This is a genomic window from Qipengyuania marincola (assembly GCF_029688625.1).
Lineage (GTDB): Bacteria > Pseudomonadota > Alphaproteobacteria > Sphingomonadales > Sphingomonadaceae > Qipengyuania.
Genome location: NZ_JARULC010000001.1, coordinates 55942 through 71318, shown reverse-complemented (window position 1 = coordinate 71318; position 15377 = coordinate 55942). Strand labels below are relative to the sequence as shown.

Here is a 15377-nt window from a genome sequence, read left to right as displayed (position 1 = left end):
CACGCGGAGTGAACGTTTGCTAAAGATCAGCAATGGTTGGCGTGCTAAGCGAGTTGCTCCCGATAAAGCTTTTGCCCCAGCTGGCATCGAGACCAACGAAGCGTTCGCCGTGCCGACGGCGACAATAGTTCGGATATAGTACAAGATGAATATGGACGCCCTTTGCCCCCATCTCGCTGGCCTCTGACCAGGAACCAGCCTCTTAGTATGGGGGATCTCAGAGGCTCCAAAAGGCCAGTACCGCCCGTAGCGCAGCGACGAACGCGAGCGGCTGATCCAGCATGAGATGATGGCGTGCATCGGGCACTGCAACAATTGGTATCTTTCCCCCTCCCAGTTCCCGGATATAGCGGGCGGAATCGCGATCAAAGAGCTGACTTTTCTCGCCGTACACAATCGCTTTGCGCCCGGGCGCATCGACCAGCCTCTGGCCTACTGTCAGCCATTCGTCGGGCTTGTTGCTGCGCCGGAACACTTCGGAAGAAAACTTCCATGTCCACTCCTCGCCATCGCGGCGGAGAGAGTGATAGGCCATGTAATCCATCAGGAACGGCTCACCAACTGCCTGCGGCGGCGACAGGATATACCTCTCGCGCGCCGCTTCGTAGGTGGGGTAGCGTCGCACCGGTTTGTCAGGATTACCCGACCCGGGGCTCGATCTGCCCATGGTCCAGTATTTCTCCAGCTTTTCGGGCCGCATCACCATGAGATCGCAGACAATAACGCCGGCGAAGGCATCCGGCGATTGGGAAACGGCGGTCAGCGCTGCACCCGAGCCGAAACTATGGGCGATGATCGTCGGTCTGCTTCCATCTGCAAACAAATCGAGCGCTTCGCTGATCTCGACAAATTCCTTTCCCCGCGCAGCTATATCGGCCACGCCGCGCATCTCGCTATCGCCCATACCGGCCAGATCGAACGCCACCACGTCGTAGTCTTCGGCAAGGTACGGTGCGATGAAGGCAAAGCAGCGGGCATGGGCGAGAAAACCGTGAGTCATGAGCAATTTGGGCCGGTCACGCCTGCCCCAGCGAAGATAATGCACCCGCGCGCCACCAACCTCTACGAAGCCTTCCTCACGGGGCACGCTCAGCGCCCAGGCGAACCATTCGGGTATATCCGCCCCGTCGCCGGCCCATACGGGATCAATATCTGTTGACCCGTCGTGGATTGGTTTCATTTCATTCATTTCGGCGCAGTCTCCATACCGGATAGTGTATTCCTGATAAAACCACGATAATCGTGCCGTGCGACATCGTGGCATAGATCGGCGTAACCAGATACGCTGGGGAAATTGATCAGTTGTCGGGGTTTGCCGGGAATATTGGCTCCCATGTACCACGATTCAGCCTTGGGGAAGAGCGTCATCGACCCTACTTGGGCGACCATATCGGTCCAGCTTCGCTCGGCCAGCGCATCGGCTTCGAAAAGGCCGATCCTGTTATTGCGCAGCCAGATCAGGAAATCGCAGATCCAGTCACCCTGGATTTCGGCGCTTGTCGGACCGTTGGAAAAGCCTGAAGGGCTGAGCGGGCCGTAGGCGAACAGCATGTTCGGAAATTGGGCGACGGCCATGCCCAGATAGGCTTTGATCTCACTCTTCCATGCTTCTGCCAGCGCCAGCCGACCGCGGCCGGTGATGTTCATGTCGATGAGCCCGCCACGACCGGCATCGAAGCCGGTCGCGAAGACAATGAGATCGCACGGGATCATGCCAGTGGCTGTTTCTATCCCGGCCTCGGTGACGCGAGTGATCGCGGTGTCGTTCAGATCGACCAGCGTCACATTGTCTTGTGCGAAGATCTCGTAATAATTCTGTTCGAGCGATGGTCGCTTGGTCCCGAAGGGATGTGGCGGCTCATCGGGAGCGAGCTTCTCGGCAATGGTCGGGTCGCAGATCCGCTCGCGCACCTTGTCACGCCAGAACTCGTAGGCGTGGCGATTGGCGTCCTCGTTCGTCAGTATGTCAGCGAAATTATGATACCAGAAGCGCAACCCTCCTCGCTGCCACAAATCCTCGAAATGCGTAGTCCGCTCTTCCTCGGTCACAGCCAGGGCCGAAATGTCCAGCGATTGGCATTCGAAACCGCCACTTGTCGTAAGCCTTTTCTGGAAGACAGCGGGATATTCGGATTTTTCGCGAAGCTGACGATCAGCGTCCAGTTTTTCCTGCCGCATGGGAAGGGCGAGAATCGGGGTTCGCTGAAAAAGCGTCAGCTGCTCCGCGCAGCTTGCCGCCTCCTGCGCCACCTGTACGCCGCTGGCACCCGTGCCGATCAGGGCGATCCGGCGGCCGGAAAGGTCGATGCCTTCCTGCGGCCAGCGGGCGGTATGGCACCATTCGCCTTCGAAATCGCTAAGGCCCGGGATATCGGGAATGTAGGGTTTCGAGGCGAACCCCAGGGCCGGCAAGAGGAAACGCGCGCTTACTTTTCCGCCATCGTCGAGCTTCAATCGCCAGCAGGCGGTGTCTTCATCGAACGGCGCGCTTTCGACCCGTGTTTTCATTCTCATTGCCGGCCAGAGGTCGAGCGTATCGCAGACGTGGAGGAAATAGGCGCGCAGTTCTTCCCAGCCTGGAAATCGTTCGCTCCACGTCCAGCTTTTCCATACTTCCGCAATGGAAAATTCGTAAAGTGGAACCTGGGAATCGACCCGTGCTCCCGGATAGCGGTTCCAGTACCAGATTCCGCCCGGCTGCTCCGCTGCGTCTACCAGCAGAACATCGAACCCCGCCTGACGCAGCTTGTAAAGCAGGTATATTCCGCTGAACCCGGCCCCGACGATTACGACATCATAGTCAGGAAGGGGCGAATGGCTCACGAGGCCCCGGCACCCGCTTTCGCGATGTCTTTAGCCGTAGTATAATCCGCCTTGCCGTTTGACGCGCGCAAGGCGGTTTGCGTTGGGCAAATCGCCTTGGGCGTTTTGTAACCTGCCAGTTGCTGGCGCACGTGATCCTTGATCGCTTGCGCGTCGAAGTCCGCATCCTGGGTCAAATGCACCACAGCGGTCACCGCTTCGCCCCATTTTTCGTCAGGCACCCCGACGACAAGCGCGTCGGCAATGGCGGGATGGGTTTTGAGCACTTCCTCCACCTCCTCGGGGTAAACCTTTTCACCTGCGGTGTTGATGCAGACGCTGCCGCGGCCCAGCAAGGTCAGGCTTCCATCGGATTCCACCCGGCACCAGTCGCCCGGGATGGAGTAACGCACGCCATCGATCGTCCTGAAAGTCTTGGCCGACTTTTCCGGGTCCTTGTAGTATCCTGTGGGGATTGCGCCCTTGCGGGCAATAAAGCCGGGCACGCCGCTCCCCGCCTCGACCTTCCGGTCGTTCTCGTCGAATACGTCGCAAAATTCCCCGATCCCGAATTTCGCGGTGTTGGTGCCGCCCTGTGCGGTCGTCACCGACAAGCCGTAGCCCAGCCCTTCCGAAGCGCCAAAACTGTCCATGAGGATGACCTGGGGGATATGTTTGCACAGGCCCGCCTTTACCTGTTTACTCCACATGACGCCGGACGAGATGATCGAAATCAGGCTGCTCGTGTCCCAGCGCTTCGGGTGGGCGTCCAGCGCCTGCAGCATGGGTTTGGCAAAAGCGTCACCGACAATGGCGATGCTCTGCACCTTGTGCTGGTCCACCGCATCCCACAATTCTTCCGCGTCGAAGGATGGATCGGACAGCGTGACGATGGCCCCGCCCGACATGAGCGTGCCGATAGCAGTAATGAACCCGGTTCCATGCATCAGCGGGCACGCCGGCAAAGTGATGCGCGCAAGCTCGCCCTGCTTCACCAGGGCCACCATTTCCTCCATGGTCTGGGGAACCGGACCCAGCAGCTTTTGCGCGTCGAGCTGAGCCTTGCGCATATCATCGTGTCGCCACATCACGCCCTTGGGCATGCCGGTGGTACCGCCTGTATATATGAACAGCAGGTCATCGGGGGAACGCTCGATATCGAGAGGCGCGCCGTTACCTTCTACAAGTTTTTCGTAAGGAAGCGCGAAGGAAGCGATCTGCGAAGCATCGCCGATTTCTACAAATGTATGAACCTTGGTCAACCGTTCCTTCAGTTCAAGAATGCAGTCGCGGAACTCGGAACTGTAAACAATTACCTCGCTATCGGAATCGTCGAAGATGTAGAAAACCTCCTCGGGACGGTAACGATAATTGATGTTCACGTGCGTGAGGCGGCCCTTGAAGCACGCGGCCATCAATTCCCCGTATTCGGGACGGTTGCGCATGTAGAAGGCTATCTTCGCCCCGTCGCCTGCACCTTGCGCGCGCAGATTGCGCGCCAAATTGTTCGAACGCTTCGACATTTCGGGCCAGCTAATGATCCGGTCGCCGTGAATCAGCGCCGGAGCATCTTCCGGGACCGCAGGTTCGATTGCATCAAGGATGTCGCCAAGGTTCCAGTCGATCACGTATTAATTCCTCTCTCCTTGGTGGCCACGATTTTGTCGGTAGCGTGCGCCTAATTCATCGTCTCATGCGACCTGCGTCCACCCCTGCAAGGCCGCTGCTTCGGCCCGGACCGCTTCGGGACTTCCCAGAACCTGGCGGTCGAAACCGATTCGCTTGAACCAGAAATGCAGACCTAGGAGATCGGTAAAACCCATCCCCCCATGCACCTCGGTTGAGGTTCGGGCGACAAAACGGTGGACTTCGCCCGTATGTGATTTGGCATGGCATGCCACCAGCGAAGCCTCGTCGGGCGTCGCATCGAACGCATGGGCGGCATACCAGACCAGCGAACGGCATGGTTCATGGCGGGCAGCCATTTCCGCGCACATATGCTTGACCGCCTGGAAGCTGCCGATCACTCGTCCGAACTGTTCGCGCTGCCCGGCATAGTCGACCGCTTTTTCGATCATAGCCTGGCCCGCACCGAGGCTATCGGCGGCCAGGAGCACCCGGCCGGCGTCCCGCAGGCGCCTGACTGTGGCCCCACCATCGTCCGCGAGAGCCTCGCCCGCTACGCCAGAAAACCGCAGCTCCCCTACGCTCCGGGTGCGGTCGATCGTTTTGAGAGCAACCTTCTCCAGACCCGCAGCATCGCCAGCTACGAAGTGCATACGACCGGCGGTATCGGCTACCAGAAACGCGTCGGCTTCCAGGAAGTCGAGCGCGAACAAAGCCGTTCCGTCGAGCTTTGCGCCGTCGAAGTCCACGCCTGCCCGGTCCCGGATCTCCACCGTTTCCGCGATCGCGACGGCGATTTGCGCCTCGCCCTTCGCTATCCTCGGCAGCCAGTGCGCCTTCAACTCCTCGCTACCGCCCTGTGCCAGCGCAAGGGGTGCCAGTACATGGGCACCGATAAAAGGCACCGGCGCGACGGCATAGCCGAGCTGCTCGGCCACAGCGGCGGCATCGAGCATTGTCATCCCGAGCCCGTCATGTTGCTCGGGAACCATCATTCCCCAAATGCCGATTTCGCCCAGCGCCGAACGCACGTTGTCGCTGAAGGGAACCGAGCCCTCCGCGCATTCGCGCACATGATCGAGCGGACAAGTATCAGCAAGAGTGCGGCTGATCGCGTCGCAGAGCATCTCCTGGTCTTGCGAAAGTCCGAAATCCATCAGGCGGCTCCCTTATTCTGCCCGCTTGCAACGGCCGTCGCCTGTTCGACGGCGGGAGGCGTTGCGAACTTGGGTTCGCGCGGCATTTCCAGCCCGCGTTCGGCGATGATGTTCTTCTGGATCTGGGCGGTGCCTCCACCGATGATCAGACCAAGCTGGAACATGTAGTTCCACTGCCAGGCACCGTCTTCGCGCTCGCGCTCGCTTCCGTGATAGAGTATGCCCATCTCGCCCATTGCGTCGATCGCGAGCGCGGAAATCTGATGGGCGAGCTCACAGCTCTGCAGCTTCACGACAAGTTTCGCCATGCCGCCGGCATCCCCCCTAAGGCTGTTCGACAGGATGCGCATGCCGTTGAATTTCATCGCCGCGACTTCGGCTTGCAATGCAACCAGCCGGTCACGCAGAACGGCGTTGTCCATTGCGCAACCCTGGCCGATGCGTTCTTTTTGCATCAGCCTGACCAGCGCCTGGAGCCGGTTTTCCAGTGCATCGGGGTCGCCCAGCATGCCACGTTCATGGCCCAGTGTGGCATTGGCCACGTACCACCCCTGCCCGCGCTGCCCGACGATCTGATCCAGGGGAACCCGCACGTCGGTAAAGAACGTTTCATTGAACTCGGCATGACCGGTCATGGTCTTGAGTGGTCGGACCTCGATCCCTGGTGTGTCCATCGAGAAGATCAAGTAGGAGATGCCGCCGTGCTTGGGCGCGTCCGGTTCGGTCCGAACAAGGCAAAAGATCATGTCCGCCTGCTTGGCCGTGCTGGTCCAGATCTTCTGTCCGTTGATGACAAAGTCGCCATTTTCGACGCGGGCGCTGGTCTTGAGCGCGGCGAGGTCCGATCCCGCTCCAGGTTCCGAATATCCCTGACACCAGACTATCTCGCCATTTAGGGTCGGCTCGATCCATTGCCGTTTCTGGGCTTCGGTTCCGAGTTCCAGCAGCGTGGGAACGAGCATGGAAATGCCCTGGTTCGCAAGGCCTGCGGGGATGCCAGCGCGCGAAAATTCCTCGGCAATGATCCGCGATTTCAGGATGTCCGGCTCGGCTCCGTATCCGCCGTATTCCTTGGGAATCGTACGCGCCGTGTAACCATGCAGGATCAACAGCTTTTGCCATTCGACGGCTTCGGGGGAAGGGCGCGCGGCACGGCCTTGGCCATCGGGTGCGCGGTGACCGTGGGTTTGCAGGAACTGGCGCACTTCCTCGCGAAACGCGTCATACTGGGGTCCGTAGTCGAGATCCATCTTGGTCTATCCTTCTGCGCGCGCGATCGCGACGGGTCGGAATACTGGCAGGCGAAAATCTTCGGAGATCGGCTCGAAATCCAGCGTGACCGGCAGATCGAGCTCAAGCTCGTCGAGCGCGCAATCGACCAGCCGGGTTACCATGCGCACTCCCTCCTCCAGTTCCACCACCGCAGCGATGAAGGGAATCTCGCCGGCGAAGGCGGGATGCAGTGCCTGATGGGTCACCGTCCAGGAAAACAGCGTGCCATTGCCGGTGCTACGCTCCCACGACCATTCAGGAGAACCGCATCGGGCGCACATATAGCGCGGCAAATGCCGAAAACTGCCGCATCCTTCGCACTGCTGGAAGTAAAGGTTGCCGTCCTGACACCGGTTCCAGAATTCCTGCTCCACCGGATCCTGCGGGCGCGGCTTTGGCTTGGCTGGTGCGGCCTGCGCCGAGGGGCGCATCTTGGGCGGCAGATCTTTCTCGTCGCTCACGCAAACCTCCTCAAAATCGCTATACTGCCGTCACCCAGATCGCCCCAGCCGGTCACCAGGCCGGTCTGGGCGCCTTCGACCTGCCGCTCCCCACAATCGTGGCGCAACTGACGCACCGCCTCGACGACATGGTTCAGTCCCCAAACATGGGCCTCGCTCAGCAGGCCGCCATGGGTGTTGACGGGATAGCGCCCGCCCAGCTCGATCTGGCCATTCGCGACGAACTCTGCCTGTCCACCTGGTTCGCAATAGCCCAGGGCCTCCAGCTGAAGGAGAACCACGTAGGTGAAGCAGTCGTAGATCTGCAGAAAATCCATGTCTTCGCGATCGACCCCCGCCATTTCGAACGCGCGCGGCGCGGCGTAGCTCAGGCCGATCTTGAAGGGGTCGGGACGCGAAGGGATATCGTCGGCGGGGTAAGGATGCCCTTCAGCCGCACCGGCGATGCTCACGGGAACATGCGGCATGTCCCTGGCGCGGTCTATTCGCGAAACCACGACTGCGCATGCCCCGTCAGTCTCCAGACAGCAATCGTAGAGGCGAAAGGGTTCGGATATCCAGCGCGCGGAATGGTAGGTTTCGGCATCCAGTTCCCGGCCATAAGTGAAGGCCTGCGGATTCATCTGCGCATGGCGACGGCACGCCAGTGCAACGGCCGCCATCGCTTCCGGGCCGATATCGTAAATTCGGGAGTGCCGGGTGGCGAGCCAGGCATACATCTGCACCGGCAGGAACACGCCATACGGAATGTAATAGCCTTGGATCGTATTCGTCAGGGTGTTCATGTTCATCGGCCGCGTCGGCGGTGCGCCAGGCTTGGGCCGCAAGGCGGAATAACCGTTCCACCCGAGCGTCACCAGCACATGGTCGCATAAGCCGCTGGCAATTGCCATCGCGGCGTTCTGGAGTGCCGTGGTAGGGCTCGCCCCGCCCATGTGGACCGTAGAGGCATAGCGCAGAACTTCGATACCGAGGTTAGCCGCCATCTCTTCCGAGGTGGTGTAGATCGGCGGAGGAACCATGCCGTCGATATCCGACGGCTTCAGCCCTGCATCTGCTATGGCTTTGCGCGATGCTTCCAGCATCATGTCGACCGCGGTTTTCTCGGTACCTTTCACGAAAGCGGTTTCGCCCACTCCGGTGATGGCCGATTTGTCGCTTAAGCTCATGCCTGCCTGACCGCCTGGTAATCGCGTTCGAGCTGTTCGGAAAGAGCGCGCACCCTCTGATAGGTCTCCGGCGGACGCAGTCGCAACCCGCGGCGGACATCCTCCAACGGACGATCGAGATTTTCTTCCCAGTAGAAGGTGGTCAGATCGGCTGCAGCCCGGCCCCGGCGCCACGCTTCAAATGCAGCGCGCGCCACTGGCAACTGGGCAGCTTCCAGTTTCATCTTGGGAATGCCGACGCCCAAGATGAAAGCGATCCCGTGATTATAGAATTGCGCGTTTCCGAAGGACAGCACGCACAATTCGCCCAGTGCGTCCCTGCCGTATCCGGCGACGTCATGAAACAGGTCATGCGAATCGCGAAGGCGCCGACGATAGAGGGAAACATCGGGGTCGCCGAGGTCCTCCAGACCTCCGGCCTCGCTGGCTTCCGCCAGACCTTCTGCTGTCAGACCCTCCCCGTAAACAAAATCGAGGTAGGCTCGGCCAAGCGTGCCAGACGCACAGGTCGCAAGGCGTTTGCGATCGCACAAGGTTTCAAGTAGGTCGGCCCGGTCGGAAGCGATACGCCGCCCATCGCTCGACTTCATGAAGCGATTGAAATTCCGATAATAGGAATTGCCCGACAATGCCTTGACGATACGGAACACCTGCGCCGTATCCTCCTTGTCGGCAATCAACTGCCTCATTGCCCCAGCGCTCTGAGAGGCTCTACGGGGCGGCGCAATTCATGACCTTTGGCGTAAGCCATCTTCTTGCCTCCTGCGCTTCACTTGTAGATGCCAGCGGACGCCAACGCCTTCTCGGCTCCATCGACCAGGTCGCGCATCACTTCGGCGGCAGGCCGGATCGAATCGATCAGGCCGATGCCTTGCCCCGCGAAGCCGGGGATGACATCCTTGCGCTCTGCCTTGATCCCGGAGGCCATGACCGGGCCGGAGATCATCGACTGATAGGGCATCGGCAGAGGCTCCTTTCCGGCCTGCACCCAGGCGTCGGCCCATTTGTTACGGATCATGCGCGCCGGTTTGCCGGTAAGCGATCGACTAACGACCGTATCGGCATCGCCGCTTTCGGTGATCGCCTCTTTCTGGAAGCGCTCGATGCCCGCTTCCTCGGTCGCGAGAAATGCCGTGCCGACCCACGCGCCCTCTGCCCCCAGCATCATCGCAGCGGCAACACCCCGGCCATCCGAGATACCGCCGGCCCCAAGGACAGGAACACGATCGCCAACGGCGTCGACCACCTGGGGAATCAAGGAAATAGTCCCGATCGGCGAGTTGTGACCTCCGCCATCGTGCCCTTGCGCGACGATCATGTCGATGCCCGACCCGACGACCTGTTCGGCGTGCTTGACCTTGCCGATCACCGCCATGACCTTGGTGCCATTGGCATGGAGCCGATCCATCCACGGTTCAGGATTGCCAAGGCCGGCAGCATAAACCGGCACCTTTTCCTCGATCACCACTTCCATCTGCGCCTCAAAGAATTCCTTCGAGAACAACTGCGGGCCGCCCTTGCCCATTTCAGGCGCGCCCGCCGCCCGCATGGCGGCGGCAGCATCGACCTCCGGAAGCTCTTCACGATCCATGAAGTCGCGCGCGAACTGCTGATATTCACCCATCAGATCCATGGGATTTTGGGGTGCAGCACCGCTTTGAGGGGCAGAGCCGCGCCTGACCGACGCGGGGAGCAGCGTATCGACACCGAAAGGTTTGTCGGTCAATTCCCGGGTCTGGCGAATCCAGTCACGCAACTGATCGGGCGAACACGCCGCGGCACCCAGGACCCCGAGCCCGCCGGCATTCGAAACCGCAGCCGCCAGCGCCGGAACGCTCGCTCCGCCCATCCCGGCAAGCAGGATCGGGTACCGGATCCCCAGCATTTCGCATATTCGGCTCTTCAACGCCATTCTTCCTCTCCAGCCACTTGCCTAAACGCACACTCAAACTATTGAAAATTCTACAGCTGCCCCCACCGCACCCGCTGCGAGACCAGCTCGGGACTGCGCTCCGAAAGATAGACGGCAGAGCCGGCCACCAACCGGCTCATTGCTTGACGGGCCGCGGCGCTGTCGCCAGTCCGCACTGCCTCGAGCACCCGCACCAGAAACTTCATCTGCACCGCCCGTTCCTGTGCCGAATATCCCAGCGAATGGGAAAACTCGCGGGTCAACAGATGCATCGCAGAGGTCAGCAAACCGAACAGCGGATTGCCGCTCGCCCAACCCAACAAGTCGTGAAATCTGCGATTAAGTTCCTCGAATTGATCAGAGGCTTCATGATGCCTCAATTCCGCCAGACACCCTGCCAACGCGCTGAGATCAGCGGTAGTTGCACGCTGGGCTGCATACCCTGCGACATCGGGAGCAATTGCTTCGCGCAATTCAAGCAAACCACGCAAATCGGCTTCCATGAAATGCAGAATCAATGACAAACTGCTTGCAAAATCGCCGGTCTGCGGACGGGCTACGACGGGACCTCCACCACGGCCGAGCTGGAGATGGATGACCCCTTGCAATTCCAGGAACCGCAAAGCCTCCCGCAAAGTTGCGCGCGCAACCTCGTAACGCGCGAGCATTTCATCCTCGCGCGGAAGCCTGTCACCCGGGTTATGGCGACCCGCCTCGATGTCCCTCACGATGCTTTGCGCAAGAGAAAGGGCACGCTTGGCCTTCTTCACCGCTGGCATCCGCCACTCATCAGCACACCCGCACCTCTCGAATAAACAGTATAAGGATATTAGCAAACCTTCGCTGGATCGGCACACTATCCGATGGGATTGGTGTCTGCAAGGGACTAAAAGAGTATACGATTTATTGACTGCACGAGATGTCTCCCTTAAGGATGACTGAAGGCCGATCAGGCCTGAGATGTAGAAGGAATAGTTCTTATGGACAGCCAGATCGCCGAGCCGGATGCCGCGGCGAGGATCGCGTCAATTCCGATCGAGGAAATCGACGTGGCCCGGCCAAGCCTGTTTCAGAACGATACCATCGGTCTATTTTTTGACAGGTTGCGCGCCGAAGAACCTGTCCACTACTGCCGCGAGAGCTATGTCGGCCCTTACTGGTCCATTACCAAGTTCGACGACATCATGGCGGTGGACACCAATCATAAGGTCTTCTCTTCGGAAGCGAAGCTAGGCGGAATTGCAATCCAGGACATGCATTCGGTGGAAGGCGCGCTCGAACTTGAAATGTTCATAGCGATGGACCCGCCCAAGCACGATCAGCAGCGCAAGGCGGTGACTCCGGCAGTGGCTCCGTCCAACCTGCAACTGCTCGAGCCGATCATCCGCAAGCGCGCGGGAGAGATTCTCGATGAACTCCCGATTGGCGAAGATTTCGACTGGGTGGATAAGGTTGCGATCGAGTTGACGACGATGACGCTGGCAACCTTGTTTGATTTCCCTTGGGAGGAGCGGCGCAAGCTGACGCGCTGGTCCGATGTAGCAACTGCGGCACCTGAAACCGGGATCGTCGAATCCTACGAGGCGCGGCGCGAAGAACTCATCGGTTGCGCGATGTATTTCAAGACTCTGTGGGACGAACGGATAAACGAGGAGCCGAAGAACGACCTCATCTCGATGATGGCTCATTCTCCCGCCACGCGCGACATGCCGTTCCTCGAGTTTCTCGGCAATCTTATGCTGCTGATCGTCGGTGGAAACGACACAACACGCAATTCCATCAGCGGCGGCGTGCTCGCCTTGAACCAAAGCCCGGACGAGTACGCGAAACTCGACGCGGATCCTTCGCTCATTAGCAAAATGGTTCCGGAAATCATCCGTTGGCAGACCCCCCTCACTCATATGCGCCGCACCGCGCTGGAAGATTGGGAGATCGGCGGCAAACAGATCAAGAAGGGCGACAAGGTGGTGATGTGGTACCTGTCAGGCAACCGCGACGAGAGTGCTATCGAGCGCGCGGACCAGTTCATCATCGACCGCAAAAATCCGCGCCATCACCTCTCATTCGGCTATGGCATTCACCGCTGCATGGGAAACCGGCTCGCGGAACTGCAGCTGCGGATCATCTGGGAAGAAATTCACAAGCGCTTTTCCCGGGTCGAGGTTACAGGTGAACCAGAGCGTCTTTTTTCAAACCTCGTCCGCGGAATCACCAGGCTGCCGGTGCGGCTCCACGCCCGCTGACTCTCGAGATCGAAATGCGGAGTTCAAGATGATCAAAATTACGTTCGTGGCTAGCGATGGTGAGCGACGGGAGGTCGAAATAGAAGAAGGCGAGACAGCCAGGGAAGCGGCGCTATACAATGACGTGCCGGGTATCGATGGCGATTGCGGAGGGGTATGTGCTTGCGCGACCTGTCATGTGCATGTCGATCCCGAATGGATCGACAAGGTGGGTCGGCTTATGCATGATGGAATGGAGGCCGACCTCTTGCAGTTCGCCGAAGGCACCACTGAATACAGTCGCCTTGCCTGTCAGATTCCGATGAAGCCGATGCTGGATGGATTGGTTCTTCACCTACCCGAACAACAATACTGACGGAGGGATCCTCGTCCCCGTAGCCTACATTCTTATCTGTCTTTCCTTGATTCTTCGAGAAAACACCCATGGCCACACAAATCGAGCCCGCAACCCAGACCGACGAAGACGCCTTCCGCGCGGAAGTGCAGCAGTTTCTGGCGGACAATTTTCCCGCCGAACTCAAGGGCCAGTCCAACGCACTGGCCGGCGTGGACGGCCCCACCAACGAAACGCCGGCGCAGACCGAGTGGCGCGAAGCCGTGGGCGCGCGCGGCTGGGGCACCCCCACCTGGCCGAAGGAGTACGGCGGCGGCGGCCTCACCAAGGCGCAGGCCAAGATCATCGACCAGGAATTCGCCAAGGCGGGTGCCTACAACCCGATCGGCGGCATGGGCGTCATGATGTTCGGGCCGACGCTGCTCGAATACGGGAACGAGGCGCAGAAAAAGGAACACATCCCCTCGATCTGCCGCGGCGAAATCCGCTGGTGCCAGGGCTATTCGGAACCCAATGCCGGCTCTGACCTCGCGAACCTCCAGACCTTTGCCGAGGACAAGGGGGACCACTACCTTGTCAACGGCCAGAAGACCTGGACCAGCGGCGGCCAATGGGCCGACAAGTGCTTTGCAATTGTACGAACCGACAAGAGCGACAAGCACAAGGGCATCAGCTTCATGCTGATCGACATGGACACGCCCGGCGTCGAAGTCCGCCCGATCACCATGATCAGCGGCACGAGCCCGTTCTGCGAAACCTTCTTCACCGATGTGAAGGTGCCCAAGGACAATCTCGTCGGCGAGGAAGGCCAGGGCTGGACCATCGGCAAGCGCCTTCTGCAGCACGAACGCGCCAACATCTCGGGCGGCGGCAGCCTCGCCCGACTCATGGGCCAGAGCCTTGGCGATATCGCCAAGAAGTACCAGTCGACGGGCGCCGACGGCGAACTCGCCGATGCGGTGCTGCGCGACAAGATCGCTGATTTCGAAATCCGCTGGAACAGCTTCCTGCTCACCGCGCGCCGCGCGATGGAAGAGAGCAAGGCAGCTGGCGGCGTCTCCGAAATCAGCTCTGTGCTCAAGAAGCTCGGCACCAAGCTGAGCCAGGAACGCAGCGAATTGCTGATCGAAATCCGCGGGTTGCAGGGCCTCGGCTGGGAAGGCGACGGCTTTTCGGACGGCGAGCTCGGGGCCGTGCGCGCGTGGCTCTTCGGCAAGGCGACCACCATCTATGGCGGCTCGACCGAAATCCAGAACAACATCATCGCCAAGCGCGTGCTCGGCATGCTCGACCACCAGTAAGAGAGGGGAGCAAGGACAATGGCCGTTCTCAACGAAGAACAGGAAATGCTGCGAGATATGGCGCGCGAATGGACCGTCAACGAAAGCCCGGTCACCGAATTCCGCAAGGTCCGCGCCAGCGGCGAGCCCGAAGCCTTCAACCGCGACGCCTATGCGACGATGGCGCAGATGGGCTGGGCCGGGGTCATCATCCCCGAAGAGCATGGCGGGTCGGACTTCGGCTTCCTGTCCGCGGGCCTCGTCGTCGAGGAACTCGGCAAGACGCTCACCGCCAGCCCGCTGGTGATGAACACCGTCGCCGCCTCGGCGATCGTTCTTGGCGGCAGCGACGAGCAGAAGGCCAGGTGGCTGCCCAGGCTGGCGAGCGGCGAGGCCATCGCCACCCTCGCCGTCGACGAAGGGCCGAGCCACGATCCTGCGAAGATCGAGACCAGTGTGTCCGACGGCAAGCTGAGCGGCACCAAGGCCTTCGTCCATGAAGCGCATGGTGCGGACCTGTTCGTCGTCGCGGCGAAGGACGGGCTTTACCTGGTCGAGAAAGGCGACGGCGTCGCGCTCACCACCCGCAAGCTGACCGACCAGCGCAGCCATGCCGACGTCACCTTCGACGGCGCGGCGGCGGAGAAGCTCGCCAATGGCGGCGACAGCCTGCTCGATGACGTGCTCGACCGCGCGCGCGTGCTCACCGCAGCCGAAATGCTCGGCATGGCGCAGCAAGTGTTCGACGACACGCTCGACTATCTGAAGCAGCGCGTGCAGTTCAACCAGGTGCTGGCGAGCTTCCAGGCGCTGCAACACCGCATGGCGGACCTCTTCGCCGATCTCGCCCAGATGCGCAGCGCGGTCGAGGCGGGCCTGCAAGCCGTCGATGCCGGCTTCGGCGTGGCGCGCGCGGCGACCATCGCCAAGGCGGAAGCCAACCGCGTTATGCACACCATGGCAAACGAGGGCATCCAGCTGCACGGCGGGATCGGCATGACCGATGAGTACGACGTCGGCTTCTATCTCAAGCGCGCCCGCGTGCTGGAGCAGAGCTTCGGTTCGTCGAGCTGGTTAAAGGACCGATTTTCCAAGCTTTCTGGCTACTAGAAACCTGCATG

General features: G+C 60.4%; 14 protein-coding genes. 4 read left to right on the top strand and 10 right to left on the bottom strand.

Going from position 1 to position 15377, the window contains the following annotated elements:
* Positions 1 to 217: 217 nt before the first annotated feature.
* From P8Q88_RS00390 to P8Q88_RS00345, 10 genes are all read right to left on the bottom strand, one after another.
* Complete coding sequence (locus tag P8Q88_RS00390) at positions 218 to 1189, bottom strand: alpha/beta fold hydrolase (protein WP_160673234.1); 972 nt, start codon at positions 1187 to 1189, stop codon at positions 218 to 220.
* The gene (locus P8Q88_RS00385; protein ID WP_278321861.1) at positions 1186 to 2823 is read right to left on the bottom strand and encodes a flavin-containing monooxygenase; all 1638 of its coding nucleotides are present in this window, start codon (positions 2821 to 2823) and stop codon (positions 1186 to 1188) included. Before P8Q88_RS00385 ends, P8Q88_RS00390 begins: the two co-directional genes overlap by 4 nt.
* On the bottom strand, positions 2820 to 4430 hold the full coding sequence (locus tag P8Q88_RS00380; protein WP_050599568.1) for an acyl-CoA synthetase: 1611 nt from the start codon (positions 4428 to 4430) through the stop codon (positions 2820 to 2822). The genes P8Q88_RS00385 and P8Q88_RS00380 overlap by 4 nt, the downstream gene beginning before the upstream one ends.
* Positions 4431 to 4493: 63 nt before the next feature.
* Positions 4494 to 5585: an acyl-CoA dehydrogenase family protein gene (locus tag P8Q88_RS00375; RefSeq protein ID WP_050599567.1), complete on the bottom strand. Its 1092-nt coding sequence runs from the start codon at positions 5583 to 5585 to the stop codon at positions 4494 to 4496.
* A complete protein-coding gene (locus P8Q88_RS00370; RefSeq protein ID WP_063506922.1) occupies positions 5585 to 6835 on the bottom strand; it encodes an acyl-CoA dehydrogenase family protein in 1251 nt (416 codons plus the stop codon). The genes P8Q88_RS00375 and P8Q88_RS00370 overlap by 1 nt, the downstream gene beginning before the upstream one ends.
* 6 nt (positions 6836 to 6841) lie before the next feature.
* Complete coding sequence (locus P8Q88_RS00365; RefSeq protein ID WP_278321860.1) at positions 6842 to 7318, bottom strand: Zn-ribbon domain-containing OB-fold protein; 477 nt, start codon at positions 7316 to 7318, stop codon at positions 6842 to 6844.
* On the bottom strand, positions 7315 to 8487 hold the full coding sequence (locus P8Q88_RS00360; protein WP_006834186.1) for a thiolase C-terminal domain-containing protein: 1173 nt from the start codon (positions 8485 to 8487) through the stop codon (positions 7315 to 7317). The genes P8Q88_RS00365 and P8Q88_RS00360 overlap by 4 nt, the downstream gene beginning before the upstream one ends.
* On the bottom strand, positions 8484 to 9176 hold the full coding sequence (locus tag P8Q88_RS00355; RefSeq protein WP_160726829.1) for a Coq4 family protein: 693 nt from the start codon (positions 9174 to 9176) through the stop codon (positions 8484 to 8486). The genes P8Q88_RS00360 and P8Q88_RS00355 overlap by 4 nt, the downstream gene beginning before the upstream one ends.
* An 80-nt stretch (positions 9177 to 9256) precedes the next feature.
* On the bottom strand, positions 9257 to 10399 hold the full coding sequence (locus tag P8Q88_RS00350) for an NAD(P)H-dependent flavin oxidoreductase (RefSeq protein WP_006834188.1): 1143 nt from the start codon (positions 10397 to 10399) through the stop codon (positions 9257 to 9259).
* A gap of 50 nt (positions 10400 to 10449) precedes the next feature.
* A complete protein-coding gene (locus P8Q88_RS00345; protein WP_011415894.1) occupies positions 10450 to 11178 on the bottom strand; it encodes a FadR/GntR family transcriptional regulator in 729 nt (242 codons plus the stop codon).
* A 201-nt stretch (positions 11179 to 11379) separates the two neighbouring features.
* Between P8Q88_RS00345 and P8Q88_RS00340 the strand changes: the two genes are divergently transcribed.
* From P8Q88_RS00340 to P8Q88_RS00325, 4 genes are all read left to right on the top strand, one after another.
* The gene (locus P8Q88_RS00340; protein ID WP_160673249.1) at positions 11380 to 12642 is read left to right on the top strand and encodes a cytochrome P450; all 1263 of its coding nucleotides are present in this window, start codon (positions 11380 to 11382) and stop codon (positions 12640 to 12642) included.
* Between the two features lie 28 nt (positions 12643 to 12670).
* Positions 12671 to 12997, top strand: coding sequence for a 2Fe-2S iron-sulfur cluster-binding protein (locus P8Q88_RS00335; RefSeq protein ID WP_006834191.1), 327 nt, complete (start codon positions 12671 to 12673; stop codon positions 12995 to 12997).
* A gap of 68 nt (positions 12998 to 13065) precedes the next feature.
* Entirely contained in the window at positions 13066 to 14277 is a 1212-nt protein-coding gene (locus P8Q88_RS00330; protein WP_278321859.1) for an acyl-CoA dehydrogenase family protein, read from the top strand.
* 18 nt (positions 14278 to 14295) lie between these two features.
* Positions 14296 to 15366 (top strand): acyl-CoA dehydrogenase family protein, encoded by a 1071-nt coding sequence (locus P8Q88_RS00325; RefSeq protein WP_063511640.1) that lies wholly within the window; start codon positions 14296 to 14298, stop codon positions 15364 to 15366.
* Positions 15367 to 15377: the final 11 nt, after the last annotated feature.

Bases quoted from the DNA above. Each gene is read 5' to 3' on its own strand.
- P8Q88_RS00390 (WP_160673234.1), bottom strand. From the start codon at position 1,189: ATGAATGAAATGAAACCAATCCACGACGGGTCAACAGATATTGATCCC.
- P8Q88_RS00375 (WP_050599567.1), bottom strand. From the start codon at position 5,585: ATGGATTTCGGACTTTCGCAAGACCAGGAGATGCTCTGCGACGCGATC.
- P8Q88_RS00370 (WP_063506922.1), bottom strand. From the start codon at position 6,835: ATGGATCTCGACTACGGACCCCAGTATGACGCGTTTCGCGAGGAAGTG.
- P8Q88_RS00360 (WP_006834186.1), bottom strand. From the start codon at position 8,487: ATGAGCTTAAGCGACAAATCGGCCATCACCGGAGTGGGCGAAACCGCT.
- P8Q88_RS00355 (WP_160726829.1), bottom strand. From the start codon at position 9,176: ATGAGGCAGTTGATTGCCGACAAGGAGGATACGGCGCAGGTGTTCCGT.
- P8Q88_RS00350 (WP_006834188.1), bottom strand. From the start codon at position 10,399: ATGGCGTTGAAGAGCCGAATATGCGAAATGCTGGGGATCCGGTACCCG.
- P8Q88_RS00345 (WP_011415894.1), bottom strand. From the start codon at position 11,178: ATGCCAGCGGTGAAGAAGGCCAAGCGTGCCCTTTCTCTTGCGCAAAGC.
- P8Q88_RS00340 (WP_160673249.1), top strand. From the start codon at position 11,380: ATGGACAGCCAGATCGCCGAGCCGGATGCCGCGGCGAGGATCGCGTCA.
- P8Q88_RS00335 (WP_006834191.1), top strand. From the start codon at position 12,671: ATGATCAAAATTACGTTCGTGGCTAGCGATGGTGAGCGACGGGAGGTC.
- P8Q88_RS00330 (WP_278321859.1), top strand. From the start codon at position 13,066: ATGGCCACACAAATCGAGCCCGCAACCCAGACCGACGAAGACGCCTTC.
- P8Q88_RS00325 (WP_063511640.1), top strand. From the start codon at position 14,296: ATGGCCGTTCTCAACGAAGAACAGGAAATGCTGCGAGATATGGCGCGC.